Annotated in this window: 11 protein-coding genes; 8 read left to right on the top strand and 3 right to left on the bottom strand. The window is 67.2% G+C overall.

The annotated features are described in order from the left end of the window. Nucleotides 1-84: 84 nt before the first annotated feature. Both ACG97_RS06960 and ACG97_RS06965 read right to left on the bottom strand, forming a co-directional pair. Nucleotides 85-654: a carbonic anhydrase gene (locus tag ACG97_RS06960; protein ID WP_047966624.1), complete on the bottom strand. Its 570-nt coding sequence runs from the start codon at nucleotides 652-654 to the stop codon at nucleotides 85-87. Between the two features lie 52 nt (nucleotides 655-706). Next, nucleotides 707-1,051 (bottom strand): zinc ribbon domain-containing protein YjdM, encoded by a 345-nt coding sequence (locus ACG97_RS06965; RefSeq protein WP_047966625.1) that lies wholly within the window; start codon nucleotides 1,049-1,051, stop codon nucleotides 707-709. A 330-nt stretch (nucleotides 1,052-1,381) separates the two neighbouring features. Here ACG97_RS06965 and ACG97_RS06970 point away from each other — a divergent pair, with 330 nt between their 5' ends. The 3 genes from ACG97_RS06970 to ACG97_RS16920 all read left to right on the top strand — a co-directional run bounded on the left by ACG97_RS06970 (nucleotide 1,382) and on the right by ACG97_RS16920 (nucleotide 7,703). Further along, nucleotides 1,382-3,403, top strand: a complete 2,022-nt coding sequence (locus ACG97_RS06970; protein ID WP_047966626.1) for an NADPH-dependent 2,4-dienoyl-CoA reductase — start codon at nucleotides 1,382-1,384, stop codon at nucleotides 3,401-3,403. Nucleotides 3,404-3,720: 317 nt separating this feature from the next. Then, entirely contained in the window at nucleotides 3,721-4,545 is an 825-nt protein-coding gene (locus tag ACG97_RS06975) for a phosphate/phosphite/phosphonate ABC transporter substrate-binding protein (protein WP_047966627.1), read from the top strand. Beyond that, nucleotides 4,545-7,703 (top strand): EAL domain-containing protein, encoded by a 3,159-nt coding sequence (locus ACG97_RS16920; protein ID WP_053068097.1) that lies wholly within the window; start codon nucleotides 4,545-4,547, stop codon nucleotides 7,701-7,703. Before ACG97_RS06975 ends, ACG97_RS16920 begins: the two co-directional genes overlap by 1 nt. Before the next feature lie 61 nt (nucleotides 7,704-7,764). On the opposite strand, the gene ACG97_RS06985 is transcribed toward ACG97_RS16920, so the two are convergent. Then, nucleotides 7,765-8,253 (bottom strand): TlpA disulfide reductase family protein, encoded by a 489-nt coding sequence (locus ACG97_RS06985; protein WP_047966628.1) that lies wholly within the window; start codon nucleotides 8,251-8,253, stop codon nucleotides 7,765-7,767. 123 nt (nucleotides 8,254-8,376) lie between these two features. Here ACG97_RS06985 and ACG97_RS06990 point away from each other — a divergent pair, with 123 nt between their 5' ends. From ACG97_RS06990 to ACG97_RS07010, 5 genes are all read left to right on the top strand, one after another. Beyond that, complete coding sequence (locus ACG97_RS06990; RefSeq protein ID WP_047966629.1) at nucleotides 8,377-9,321, top strand: carbohydrate kinase family protein; 945 nt, start codon at nucleotides 8,377-8,379, stop codon at nucleotides 9,319-9,321. 173 nt (nucleotides 9,322-9,494) lie between these two features. After that, nucleotides 9,495-10,778, top strand: a complete 1,284-nt coding sequence (gene gshA / locus ACG97_RS06995; protein ID WP_047966630.1) for a glutamate--cysteine ligase — start codon at nucleotides 9,495-9,497, stop codon at nucleotides 10,776-10,778. A gap of 7 nt (nucleotides 10,779-10,785) precedes the next feature. Next, on the top strand, nucleotides 10,786-11,739 hold the full coding sequence (gene gshB, locus ACG97_RS07000) for a glutathione synthase (protein WP_047966631.1): 954 nt from the start codon (nucleotides 10,786-10,788) through the stop codon (nucleotides 11,737-11,739). A gap of 47 nt (nucleotides 11,740-11,786) precedes the next feature. Next, the gene (locus ACG97_RS07005; RefSeq protein ID WP_238377284.1) at nucleotides 11,787-12,806 is read left to right on the top strand and encodes an FAD:protein FMN transferase; all 1,020 of its coding nucleotides are present in this window, start codon (nucleotides 11,787-11,789) and stop codon (nucleotides 12,804-12,806) included. Continuing rightward, nucleotides 12,803-13,186: a diacylglycerol kinase gene (locus tag ACG97_RS07010; protein WP_047966633.1), complete on the top strand. Its 384-nt coding sequence runs from the start codon at nucleotides 12,803-12,805 to the stop codon at nucleotides 13,184-13,186. The genes ACG97_RS07005 and ACG97_RS07010 overlap by 4 nt, the downstream gene beginning before the upstream one ends. Nucleotides 13,187-13,197: the final 11 nt, after the last annotated feature.

The following is a 13,197-nucleotide window of genomic DNA, read 5'->3' on the forward strand; positions in this document are numbered from 1 at the left end:
CGTCGCGCGCTTGCGGCCAACGTTGGCCGCAAAAAAACCGCCGCGGCGGCAAGGCCGGGCGGCGGTGACGGGGTGAGCGCGGGCTCAGGCGCGGGCCACGATCTGCTGCACGCTGCCGTCCAGCGCCATCAGGTAGCTCTCCACCTGCAGCTGCGGATGCTTTTGCAGGATCGCCTTGCGCAGCACCATCAGCGTTTCGGCATGGACGCGGGTTTCCTTGTCCGGCGCCTGGCCGAAGTCCTCGCCCAGCACCACCTTGTAGGCGCCGCAGTCGCGGTGGTCGAGCAGCATCACCTTGTGGATGTGGTGCAGGCTGATGGCGACGTCGAGGTGCTCCCAGAACGCGGTATTCCACGCCGGGAACTTGCCGGTCACCGCGCCGAGCGAGGCGCCGGCCAGCACGATGTGGTCGTACTTGTCCTTCATGCCCTTGCCGGCCATGAAGCGCTCGGTGTCGTCGACCAGCCGGTAATCCATGCACGACAGCAGCAGCGCCTCGGTGCCGCCGGCGGCGTATGCCGTACGCGGCAAGAAGCTGCCCAGCAGCGCCGCGGCGCCGCCCATGGCCGCGAGTTTCACGAACTGGCGCCGGCCGATCGGCTGCGCCGCGCTGCCGTGGCAGTCAACCGCCGGCCTCTGTGGTGCTTGGCACATCACATCCCCTCTCTCGTGTCCGGCCCTGCCGCAGCGTCTGCGGCGCGGCGGATCAGGCTTTCTTGACGAATTCCGACTTCAGCTGCATGGCGCCGATGCCGTCGATCTTGCAGTCGATGTCGTGATCGCCGTCGACCAGGCGGATGCTCTTCACCTTGGTGCCGACCTTGACCACCAGCGACGAACCCTTGACCTTCAGGTCCTTGATCACGGTCACGCTGTCGCCGTCCTGCAGCACGTTGCCGTTGGCATCGCGCACCACGCGCTGCGGCTCGGCCTCTTCCGTGGCCGCGGCATCGGCGGACCACTCATGGGCGCACTCGGGGCAGACGAACATCGCGCCGTCCTGGTAGGTGAATTCCGAGCTGCACTGCGGGCATTGGGGCAAATTAGTCATGCTGTACCTTGTTTCTGAATGTGGCGGCCGCAGCGCCCCGGGCGCATCAACAACCCTGCAAACGGTGCGGTCTTTACGAGTGCCGTATTATCCGCCAGCCACCACGCTTTTCGCCAGCAAAAGGCGCAGTCTTGTCATTACCGGCTGCCGCGCGCGACAGCCGGCGCGCACGTCGCACTCGCCCTCCCGCCGCGCCGGCGCATGGCGGGTTTGACAACTTACTGATCAGTAAGTATCTTCGCCAGCAAGGCTGACACATAACCAATAATCAACAACTTGCCTTGCGGCCAACCCTGGCCGCAACGCCGCAACCTACACGAGGGCAACACCATGACGGCTTATCCGCACCTGCTGGCACCACTGGATCTGGGCTTCACCACGCTGAAAAACCGCGTGCTGATGGGCTCGATGCACACCGGACTGGAAGAGGCGCCGCAAGGCTTCGAGAAGATGGCGGCGTTCTACGCCGAGCGCGCGCGCGGCGGCGTCGGCCTGATCGTCACCGGCGGCGTCGGCCCCAACGAGGAGGGCCGCGTGGCCGAAGGCGCCTCGATGCTGGCCGACGCGCACGAGGTGCCGCAGCACCGCATCGTCACCGACGCGGTGCACGCCGCCGGCGGCAAGATCGCGCTGCAGATCCTGCACACCGGCCGCTACAGCTACCAGGAAAACCTGGTATCGGCGTCGCCGATCTGCGCGCCGATCAACTTCTACCGCCCGCGCGAGATGTCGGAAGACGACATCCAGCGCACCATCGCCGATTTCGCCCGCTGCGCGAAACTGGCGCAGGACGCCGGCTACGACGGTGTGGAGGTGATGGGTTCGGAAGGCTATCTGATCAACCAGTTCATCGTGCGCCACACCAACAAGCGCACCGACGACTGGGGCGGCAGCTTCGACAACCGCATCCGCTTCGCGCTGGAAGTGCTGCGTGCGGTGCGGGCCGCGGTCGGCGCCGAATTCATCATCATCTACCGGCTGTCGATGCTGGACCTGGTCAACGACGGCAGCAGCTGGGACGAGGTGGTGCAGCTGGCGCAGCAGGTGGAACAGGCCGGCGCCACCATCATCAACACCGGCATCGGCTGGCACGAGGCGCGGGTGCCGACCATCGCCACCAGCGTGCCGCGCGGCGGCTTTGCCTGGGTCACCAAACGGCTGATGGGCAAGGTGGGCATTCCGCTGATCACCACCAACCGCATCAACACCCCCGAAGTGGCCGAAGACATCCTCGCCAGCGGCTGTGCCGACATGGTGTCGATGGCACGGCCCTTCCTCGCCGATGCCGAGTTCGTGAACAAGGCTGCACAGGGCCGCAGCGACGAGATCAACACCTGCATCGGCTGCAACCAGGCCTGTCTCGACCACATTTTCCAGGGCAAGCTGACCAGCTGCCTGGTCAACCCGCGCGCCTGCCGCGAGACCGAACTCAACTATCTGCCAACCACCACGCCGAAAAAACTGGCGGTGGTCGGCGCCGGCCCCGCCGGCATGGCGTTTGCCACCATCGCCGCCGGGCGCGGCCACGCGGTGACGCTGTTCGACAGCGCCAGCGAGATCGGCGGCCAGTTCAATGTCGCCAAGCAGATCCCGGGCAAGGAAGAGTTCCACGAGACGCTGCGCTACTTCGCGCGCCGTATCGAACTGACCGGCGTCACGCTGCGGCTGAACCAGCGCGTGAGCGCCGCCGAGCTGCAAGGCTTTGACGAGGTGATCCTCGCCACCGGCATCGCGCCGCGGCTACCGGCGATCCCCGGCATCGAGCACCCGAAGGTGCTGAGCTACCTCGACGTGCTCAAGCACGGCAAGAAGGTTGGCCGCAAGGTGGCGATCATCGGTGCCGGCGGCATCGGCTTCGATACCGCCGAATTCCTCAGCCACGAGGGCCAATCCAGTTCGCTGGATACCGCCGCCTTCATGCGCGAGTGGGGGGTGGACATGCAGCTGGCGCACGCCGGCGGCCTGGCGCCGCAGGGGCCGCAGCCGCACCCCAGCCCGCGCGAGATCTACCTGCTGCAGCGCAAGAGCAGCAAGGTCGGCGACGGGCTGGGCAAGACCACCGGCTGGATCCACCGCGCCAGCCTGCAGATGAAGAAGGTGCAGATGATTGCCGGTGTCAGCTACGACAAGATCGACGATGCCGGGCTGCACGTGACCATCAAGGGCGAAGCGCAGGTATTGGCGGTGGACAACGTCATCGTCTGCGCCGGGCAGGATCCGCTGCGCGAACTGCAGCAGCCCTTGCTTGCCGCCGGCAAGACGGTGCACCTGATCGGCGGCGCCGATGTCGCCGCCGAGCTGGACGCCAAGCGCGCCATCGACCAAGGCGCGCGGCTGGCCGCCAGCATCTGAGCACCGGATAGCGCCCGTCCGGCGTGCCGTCACGGCGCGCCGGGTGCGGCCGGTGCCATCTCTCTCCGCTTGCGGCCAACCTGCGCCCAGGGTTGGCCGCAATGCTGCATCGCAACGGCATTGTTGTGCATTGCCGCATTTCGATAGATTTTTCACCTCGTTTGCGCCAGATCAGTTCCCGTTTTTGCACCCGCCGCGTATTTGCTTCATCATTGGCGAGGCAATCGCGCAATTAAATTCCATTGTCATTGACGATCCTGCCATCGTGTCCATGCCGCAGCGCGCCATGGCGACCCAACGATAACGAGACTGGATGGATGGCCAAGAACCTACTGACCGCCGGCCTGCTGTGGCTGTGCCTGCTGGCAAGCGCGCACGCCGCCGCCTCGCTGGTGCTGGGCGTGGTGCCCTATATGTCGGCCCGCAAGCTGGCCACGCTGTACGAGCCGCTGCGCGCCGAGCTGGAACGCACCCTGCAGCAACCGGTGACGCTGGAAAGCGCCGCCGACTACAGTTTTTTCCTCGAGCGCACGCGCCAGGGGCGCTACGACATCATCGCCACCTCGCCCTACTTCGGCCGCCTGGCGCAGCTGGAGCAGGACTACCAGCCGCTGGCGCGACCGCTGGCCGACCTGGAGCCGCTGCTGGTCACCCGCCGTGACGGCATCCGCGAGCTGGCGCAGCTGCGCGGCCAGACGGTGTCTACCAGCGACCGTCTGGCCAACCTGACCCTGGCGGCACAGCGCTACCTGAGCCAGGCCGGCTATCACCCCGGCCAGCACCTCGTCATCCACCCCACCGGTAGCCACGCCAATTCGCTGGCGGCGCTGCTGAGCGGCGAGTCGGCGGCCGCCATCATCTCGGTCAGCGCACTGCACCAGTTCGGCGGCGACATCCATACCAGGATCCGCATCCTGGCCCGGCTGCCGCACACCACGCCGCAGCTGTACCTCGGCCACAAGCGCCTCGGCAGCGCGCGGCTGGCGCGGCTGCAGCAACGGCTGCTGACCTTTGCCAATGACACGCCGCAGGGGCGCGCCTTCAGCCGCGACCTCAACCACGGCGGCCTGCGCCCGGTCAGCGAGCAGGACATGCGCGCGCTGGACCCATTCGTCAGGGATCTGAAAGGACTGCTGCGATAATGCGTCTGCCGCTGCGTCCCCGTTCGCTGAAATGGGCCATCATCCCGGTGCTGCTGCTGATCCAGCTGCTGGTGTTTGCCGGCATCGCCTGGCAGAGCGTGCGCGTGCTGCAGGACACCGCGGTGGCGCAGACGCAGCTGCGCACCCGCAGCCTGCACAGCGAGCTGCAGGCTGCGCTGATCGCGCCGTTGCTGGAGCGCGACTTCATCACGCTGCAGGAGATCGCCAGCGAGCTGACCCACGGTGGCGACATCGCCTACCTGATCATCCGCGACTCCAGCGGCAAGGAGCTGGCGCGCGCCGGCCTCGCCGACGGCCTGCAGCCGCAAGCGGACCGCTCGCTGCCGGACAGCGACGACGACATCTTCGACACCCGCTTCAAGATCAGCCAAGGCCAGATCCAGGCCGGCCTGCGGCAGAGCGAATCCAGCCGCATGCTCAGCGGCCTCGCGCAGCGCACCGGGCCGCTGATCGTCGCCGGCATCATCCTCGCCACCGGCTGGATGATCTGGGTCACGCTGTGGCTGAGCCGGCGGCTGCAATACCTGTCCCTCGCCGCCGAGGCACTGGGGCAAGGCAAGCTGCTGACGCGGGCGCCGGAAAGCCGCCACGACGAGATCGGCCGCCTCGGCGCCGCCTTCAACCGCATGGCGGCGGCGGTGCAGTCCGCCGACGAGCACTGGGCCAAGAGCCAGCGCTTTGCCGACATGCTGCTGATGGCAATCCCGATCCCGATGTTCTACAAGGACGCGCAGGGGCGCTTCCTCGGCTGCAACGCCGCCTTCACCCGCGTCACCGGCTACGGTCGCATCGACATCCGCGGCAAGACCCCGGCCGAGCTGTGGCCGGCCGACATCGCCGCGGTGCACTGCCTGCACGACGCCGAACTGCTCGCCGGCCAGCCGCACCTCGACTACCAGGCCAGCATCGTCACCCAGCGCCAGCAGCGCCGCGAGGTGATCCTGTCCAAGGACGTGTTCTACAACGACCACGGCGACATCGCCGGCATCATCGGCGCCTGGAACGACATCACCGAGCAGACCCGCGCCGAAGAACGGCTGCGGCTGCTGGCCGGCGTGTTCAAGCACTCCCACGACGGCATCATCATTGCCGATGCCCGCGGCCGGCTGCTGGACGTCAACCGCGCCTGCTGCAGCATCACCGGCTACGAGCGCGACGAGCTGATTGGCCATACCCCGCGCAAGCTGCAGTCAGCACGCCACGACTCGGTGTTCTACCTCGCCATGCGCGACAAGCTGCAGAGCAGCGGCCACTGGCAGGGCGAGATCTGGAACCGGCGCAAGGATGGCGAGGTGGCACCGCTGCTGCTGTCGGTGTCGGTGATCCACGACCAGTCCGGCAATGTGCGCCACTACATCGCGGTGTTCGCCGACATCACGGTGATGAAGGCGCAGGAAAACCGGCTGGCGCAGATGGCGCACCACGACCCGCTCACCCAGCTACCCAACCGCGTGCTGCTGGCCGACCGCATGAAGGTGGCCATCGCCCAGGCGCAGCACAGCGGCCACTGGCTGGCGATCTGTTTCATGGATCTGGACGGTTTCAAGGCGGTCAACGACCGCTACGGCCACGAGGTCGGCGACCGCCTGCTGGTGCAGGTCGCCGAGCGGCTGCAGCACACGCTGCAGGGCGGCGACACCCTGGCGCGGCTGGGCGGCGACGAGTTCGTGCTGCTGCTGTCCGGCCTACCCGACCTGCAGACCTGCCGCCACAGCCTGCAGCGGGTACTGGACACCGTCGCCCACCCGGTCTTGCTGGGCGACATCCACATCGAGATCTCGGCCAGCATCGGCGTCACGCTGTATCCGCAGGACGAGCAGGACCCGGACACCCTGCTGCGCCACGCCGACCAGGCGATGTACCAGGCCAAGGAAAAGGGTCGCAACGGCTACCAGATCTTCGACGCCGAGCACGACCGCCAGAGCCGCTTCCGCCAGGAAGGGCTGGGGCGGCTGGCGCAGGCGCTGCAGCAAGGCGAGCTGTGCCTGTTCTACCAGCCCAAGGTCAATATGCGCGACGGCAGCGTGGTCGGCGCCGAGGCGCTGATGCGCTGGCAGCATCCGGACAAGGGCCTGCTGACCCCGGCCCACTTCCTCGACGACGCCGAAGGCAGCCCGCTGGATATCGCGCTGGGCGAATGGGTGCTGCGCAGCGCGCTGGCGCAGATGCGCTTCTGGCAGGCGCAGGGCATGACGCTGCCGGTCAGCGTCAACATCTCCGCCTATCACCTGCAGCAGGACAACTTCGCCGAACGGCTGGCGGCGCTGCTGGCGGAATACCCGGAGTTGCCGGCCGGGATGCTGGAAATCGAGGTACTGGAAAGCACCGCGCTGAAGGACATCACCCGCGTCGGCGCGCTGATGACCACCTGCCGCGAGCTGGGGGTGGAGTTCTCGCTCGACGACTTTGGCACCGGCTACTCCTCGCTGCTGTACCTGAAGCGGCTGCCGGCCGGCAAGCTGAAGATCGACCAGTCCTTCATCCGCGACATGCACGAGGACGGCGACGACCTCGCCATCGTGCAGGGCATCATCGGATTGTCGGAGGCGTTCAGCCGCTCGGTGGTGGCCGAGGGCGTGGAAAGCATCGAGCACGGCAGCCTGCTGCTGCACATCGGCTGCGACCACGCGCAGGGCTTCGGCATCGCGCGACCGATGCCGGCGGACGCGCTGCTGGGCTGGGCGCAGCAGTGGCAGGGCGCCGCCGCCTGGCAGCTGGCCAGCAAACGGCGCTGGACCGGCGACGACACCAAGCTGTTCAACCTGGAGCTGGCGCACCGCCAGGCCAGCAACCGCCTGATCGACTGGCTGCAGCAGGGATCGCGCGAGCTGCCGCAGCAGGAGAACGGCAACAGCTACCGCGATTTCGACAACTGGTATCACGGTGCCGGCAGCGCCTACTTCGGCCAGCACCCGCTGTACCACCGCATCGGCCAGCTGCACCAGCAGCTGTACACCCTGAACGAGCGGGTGCTGACCTGGCGCCAGTTCGAACTGCAGGATGCCGACGAGCAGACCGTGAGCCAGCTGCAGCAACTGCGCGACGAACTGCAGCAGCAGGTGCGCCAGCTGCTGGATGCGCCGGCGACCGCGGCGGCAGCGGCTGCGGCGAAAAGCGCCGCCGAAGTGATGATCTGAGCGGCGGCGTCAGCGCGCCCGCCGCCTCAGCGCCAGACGCCCAGGGTTGGCCGCAACGCCGTCAGCGCAGTGGCAGCGCCTTCATCAGCGCCGCCTCGCTCACCAGCCCGGCGAGGCGCGTCAGCGGCCGACCCTGCTCGTCCAGCACCACGGTAAACGGCAGCCCGCCGCTGCGGTTGCCCAGCGCACGCATCAGCGCGATGCCCTCACCGTCGCTCATCAGCACCGGATAGCTGACCGGCAGCTGCTTCAGGTAGGCCGCCACCTCGCCCGGCTGGTCCAGCGCGATGCCGACGAAGCGCACCTGGCGTGCGGCCAACCTTGGCGCCAGCGCCGACAGCAGCGGCATCTCCTTGCGGCACGGCGCGCACCAGGTGGCCCAGAAATTCACCACCGTGGTCTTGCCCTGGTAGCGGGCAAAGCTGGCCGGCTTGCCGTTAAGCTCGGTCAGCACGGCGCTGTCCAGCAGGCCGCCGGCCACGGCACCCAGCGGCAGCAGCAACAGGCCGCCCAGCAGCAGGCGGCGCGAAAGCATGGTTTTTACAGACATCAGTTTATTCCGGAGTAATGCGTCAGATGGCGTTAGATCGCCACCAGTACGCCACAGTTCAGCGCGGCACGGCCGCGGCTTCGTGATAGAATGGTCGATTCCCCTTCTGTTGACGCACGGGCCATGTCCATTCTCGTTTGCGGGGCGCTAGCCTACGACACGCTGTTCAATTTCGAAGACCGCTTCGATAACCATATTCTGCCCGATCAGCTGCACAAGATCTCGACCACCTTCAAGGTGCCGACCATGCGCCGCGAGTTTGGCGGCCCGGCCGGCAACATCGCCTACAGCCTGTGCCTGCTCGGCGAGACGCCGCTGGTGATGGGCGCGGTGGGCGAGGACTTCGAGCCCTACCGCCAGCACCTGAAGCGCGCCGGCGTCGACGACCGCTTCATCCGCACCATCCGCGGCCAGTACACCTCGCAGTGCTTCGGCATCGCCGACAAGGATGGCAACCAGCTGATGGCCTTCCATCCCGGCGCCATGGACCACGCCACCATCAACCACATCGCCGACGTGCCACAGCGCATCGAGGTGGCGATTGTATCGCCTGGCGGCCACGCCGCCTTCCTGCAGCACACCCGCGAGCTGCACGAGGCCGGCATCCCGTTCATCTTCGACCCCGGCCAGGAGCTGCCGCTGCTGTCGCGTGAGGAACTGAACGAGATCGTGGAGCTGGCCAGCTACGTCGCCATCAACGACTACGAGAGCGAGCTGATGCGCGAACGCGCCGGGCTGCCGGTGGAAGTGCTGGCCGGCAAGGTCGAGGCGCTGATCGTCACCCGTGGCTCCAAGGGTGCCGAAATCTACGCCGACGACACCATCCACCTGATTCCGCGGGTGCAGATGCCGATCAAGCCGCTCGATCCGATGGGCTGCGGCGACGCCTTCCGCGCCGGCCTGCTGTACGGCATCAAGCAGGGGCTGGACTGGAAAACCACCGGCCGCCTCGCCAATGTCATCGGCGCGATCAAGGTCACCAGCCACGGCCCGCAGAACCACTTTTTCGACTGGGAAAAACTGCGCGCGCTGTACCAGCAGGCCTATAACGAACCGTGGCCGCTGTAAGCCGCCCGCGCTGAATCCGACTGGCGACCATCGGCGCGATGGCAGGCCGGCAACTGCCGCAGGCGACGGCATTTGCCGGCCTGTTTGCATTTTGACTTGAATAAGCCCTGTCGCGACCCCACCATCCTGCAGTTAAACTGACACTCATCGATTGACGGGCAAGAGAGGGATTCATGACTGTACCGCACCTGACCACGGCACTCACCGGACCGTTACTGGAACTGGAAAGCCGCATCCTGGCGGCACAGCCGCACATCGAGCACTGGTTCCGCAAGCAGTGGAACAACCACGCCGCCCCGTTCTACGGCTCGGTTGACCTGCGCAACAGCGGTTTCAAGCTGGCTCCGGTGGACATGAACCTCTTTCCCGGCGGCTTCAACAACCTGAATCCTGACTTCCTGCCGCTGGCGGTGCAGGCGGCGCAGAGCGCGGTGGAGCGAGCCTGTCCGGAAGCGAAGAGCATCCTGCTGATCCCGGAAAACCACACCCGCAACACCTACTACCTGCAGAACGTGGCGGCGCTGGTGCACATTTTCCAGCAGGCCGGGTTGAAGGTGCGCCTGGGCTCGCTGAACCCGGAAATCACCGAACCGACGCAGCTGACTGCCGCCAACGGCGACATCATCACCGTCGAGCCGCTGGAGCGGCGCGGCAACCGCGTGGTGCTGGCCGACGGTTTCAGCCCCTGCATCGTGCTGCTCAACAACGACCTCTCCGCCGGCCTGCCCGACATCCTGAAGAACATCGAACAGAACCTGCTGCCGCCGCTGCACGCCGGCTGGGCGGTGCGGCGCAAGACCAACCACTTTGCCGCCTACGACAAGGTGGTCGCCGACTTCGCGCAGATGCTGTCGATCGACCCGTGGCTGATCAACCCCTACTTCTTCGCCGCCAAGGGCCTCGACTTCCAGTCGCGCCAGGGCGAGGACCAGCTCGCCGAGCTGGTGGAACAGATGCTGGAAAAAATCCGCATCAAGTACCGCGAATACGGCATCAGCCACGAACCGTACGTGATCGTGAAGGCCGACGCCGGCACCTACGGCATGGGCATCATGAGCGTGAAGAGCGGCGACGAGGTACGCGGCCTCAACCGCAAGGCGCGCAACAAGATGGCGGTGGTGAAGGAAGGACTGGAAGTCAACGAAGTCATCGTGCAGGAAGGGGTGTACACCTTCGAATGCGTCAACGACGGCGTCGCCGAGCCGGTGGTGTACATGATGGACCGCTATGTGATCGGCGGCTTCTACCGCGTGCACACCGGGCGCGGTGTCGACGAAAACCTCAACGCCCCCGGCATGCAGTTCGTGCCGCTGTCGTTCGAAGAGCACTGCCTGCCCGACCACAAGGCGGCGCCGAACGACGCCCCCAACCGCTTCTACGCCTACGGCGTGATCGCGCGACTGGCGATGCTGGCCGCCGCGCTGGAGCTGGAAGCGACCGACCCTGACGCCGAGTGAGGCCCGAATGAAAATCCTGTTCATTGCCGACCCGCTGGCCGGCTTCAAGATCAAGAAAGACAGCACCTTCGCGATGATGGAAGCGGCGGCAGCACGCCAGCACGCGATCTACTTCTGCGAGGCACGCGACATCGCCATCGAGGGCGGCCGCATCCAGGCCGACGTCGTCAGCGTCAGCCTCACCGGCAAGGACGGCAAGGACTGGTTCCGCGCCAGCGACGGGCAGCGCCTGCCGCTGAATTCGTTCAGCGCGGTGGTGATGCGCAAGGACCCGCCGTTCGACCTGGAGTACCTGTACGCCACCCAGCTGCTGACGCTGGCCGAGGCCGAGGGTGCGCGCGTGTTCAACAAGGGCCAGGCGCTGCGCGACTTCAACGAGAAGCTGGCCATCCTCAACTTTGCCGAGTTCACCGCGCCGACGCTGGTCACCTCGCAACCGTCGCGGCTGCTGGCCTTCGTGCGCCAGCACCACGACGCGATCCTCAAGCCGCTGGACGGGATGGGCGGCAGCAGCATCTTCCGTGCGCGGCCGGACGATCCGAACCTGAACGTGATCATCGAAACCCTGTCCGAACAGGGCCAACGCACCATCATGGCGCAGCGCTACATCCCGGAAATCCGCGACGGCGACAAGCGCATCCTGGTGATCGACGGCGTGCCGGTCGACTACTGCCTGGCGCGCATCCCGCAGGGCGGCGACAACCGCGGCAACCTCGCCGCCGGCGGCCGTGGCGAAGTGCGGCCGCTGAGCACGCGCGACCGCGAGATCGCCGAGGGGCTGGCGCCGGAGCTGAAACAGCGCGGCATCCTGCTGGCCGGGCTGGACGTGATCGGCAACTACCTGACCGAAGTCAACGTCACCAGCCCGACATGTTTCCGTGAAATCATGAACCACAGCGACATCGACGTCGCCGGCCTGTTCATCGATGCGCTGGAACGCGCGGTGACGGAACGGCGCTGATGCGGCCAACCTGCTTCACCACAAGGGCGGCACTGGCCGCCCTTGTCATGTCCGGCCTCACCGCCTGCAGCGAGCCGCCAGCGCCGTGGCAGCAGGAAAGCTACGTGTTCGGCACCCGTGTCGAGCTGAAGCTCAACGCCGCCACGCCGGCGCAGGCGCAGCAGGCCGCCGCCGCGGTGCTGGCCGAGCTGGACCGGCTGCACCGGCTGCTGCACCCGTGGCAGCCGGACAGCGATGCCGGCCGCCTGAACCGCGCCCTCGCCAGCGGCCAGCCGTACCGGCCGTCGCCGGAACTGCTGGAACTGTTGCGCAACGGACAGGCGCTGGAGGCACGCAGCGACGGGCTGTTCTCGCCGGCGATCGGCCGGCTGGTGGCGCTGTGGGGTTTTCACCAGGACACGCCGGCGAGCACGGCCGTGGACATGACGGCGCTGCAGGCGCTGGTGGCGAGCCGGCCGCGCCTGCGCGACCTGCGCATCAGCGCCGACGGCGAGGTGCGCAGCGACAAGCGCACGCTGCAGGTCGACGTCGGCGGCATGGCCAAGGGCTGGGCGCTGGATCGCGCACGGCGGCAATTGCAGACCGCCGGCATCCGTTCAGCGTTGCTTAATATTGGCGGCAATATCATGGCGCTGGGGCAGAAAGCCGACGGCACGCCGTGGCAGGTCGGCATCCGCCACCCGCGCCGCAACGAGGCGATGGCGACGCTGCCGCTGCACGACGGCGAGGCGATCGGCACCTCCGGCGACTACCAGCGCCATGTGCTGCGCGACGGTCGCCGCCATTGCCACCTGATCGACCCGCGCGACGGCAACAGCGACTGCCGCCTGCAGTCGGCGACGGTGCTGATCGCGCCGGCAAGCGACGCCGGGCTGCGCTCCGACGTCGCCAGCAAACCGCTGTATCTGGACGGGCCAGGGTTGGCCGCACGCCATGCGCGCGCGCTGGGCGTGGCCGGCTGGCTGCTGATCGACGGACAGGGCCGCGCGTGGCTGAACCCCGCGCTGGCCGCACGGCTGCACTGGCGCGTGGCGCCGGACAGCATTACCGAAACAGGAAACGGATGACACCGCATCAAGAAAGCCCGTTCAAGGGCAAGACCGGCCTACGCCGCCTGCTGAATGCCTTCGGCTACTCGCTGGACGGCCTGCGCGCCGCCTTCCGCCACGAGGACGCCTTCCGCCAGTTGTCGCTGCTGGCGCTACTGCTGGTGCCGCTGGCACTGTTCGTGGTCGATGCCACGCCGCTGGCACGCGCACTGCTGGTGGCCAGCTCCATCGCCACGCTGATCATCGAGCTGCTCAATTCCGCGATCGAGGCGGCGGTGGACCACACCTCGCTGGAACGCCACCCGCTGGCCAAGCGCGCCAAGGACATGGGCAGCGCGGCGCAGCTGCTCGGCCTCGTCAACCTGCTGCTGGTATGGGGACTGGTGCTATTTGGTTGAGAACCTGCTCA

It is taken from the genome of Vogesella sp. EB, from assembly GCF_001037925.1.
Taxonomy (GTDB): Bacteria; Pseudomonadota; Gammaproteobacteria; order Burkholderiales; family Chromobacteriaceae; genus Vogesella; species Vogesella indigofera.

Bases quoted from the DNA above. Each gene is read 5' to 3' on its own strand.
- gshB (WP_047966631.1), top strand. From the start codon at position 10,786: ATGAAAATCCTGTTCATTGCCGACCCGCTGGCCGGCTTCAAGATCAAG.
- ACG97_RS06965 (WP_047966625.1), bottom strand. From the start codon at position 1,051: ATGACTAATTTGCCCCAATGCCCGCAGTGCAGCTCGGAATTCACCTAC.
- ACG97_RS06985 (WP_047966628.1), bottom strand. From the start codon at position 8,253: ATGTCTGTAAAAACCATGCTTTCGCGCCGCCTGCTGCTGGGCGGCCTG.
- ACG97_RS07010 (WP_047966633.1), top strand. From the start codon at position 12,803: ATGACACCGCATCAAGAAAGCCCGTTCAAGGGCAAGACCGGCCTACGC.
- ACG97_RS06970 (WP_047966626.1), top strand. From the start codon at position 1,382: ATGACGGCTTATCCGCACCTGCTGGCACCACTGGATCTGGGCTTCACC.
- ACG97_RS16920 (WP_053068097.1), top strand. From the start codon at position 4,545: ATGCGTCTGCCGCTGCGTCCCCGTTCGCTGAAATGGGCCATCATCCCG.
- ACG97_RS06975 (WP_047966627.1), top strand. From the start codon at position 3,721: ATGGCCAAGAACCTACTGACCGCCGGCCTGCTGTGGCTGTGCCTGCTG.
- ACG97_RS06960 (WP_047966624.1), bottom strand. From the start codon at position 654: ATGTGCCAAGCACCACAGAGGCCGGCGGTTGACTGCCACGGCAGCGCG.
- ACG97_RS06990 (WP_047966629.1), top strand. From the start codon at position 8,377: ATGTCCATTCTCGTTTGCGGGGCGCTAGCCTACGACACGCTGTTCAAT.
- ACG97_RS07005 (WP_238377284.1), top strand. From the start codon at position 11,787: ATGTCCGGCCTCACCGCCTGCAGCGAGCCGCCAGCGCCGTGGCAGCAG.
- gshA (WP_047966630.1), top strand. From the start codon at position 9,495: ATGACTGTACCGCACCTGACCACGGCACTCACCGGACCGTTACTGGAA.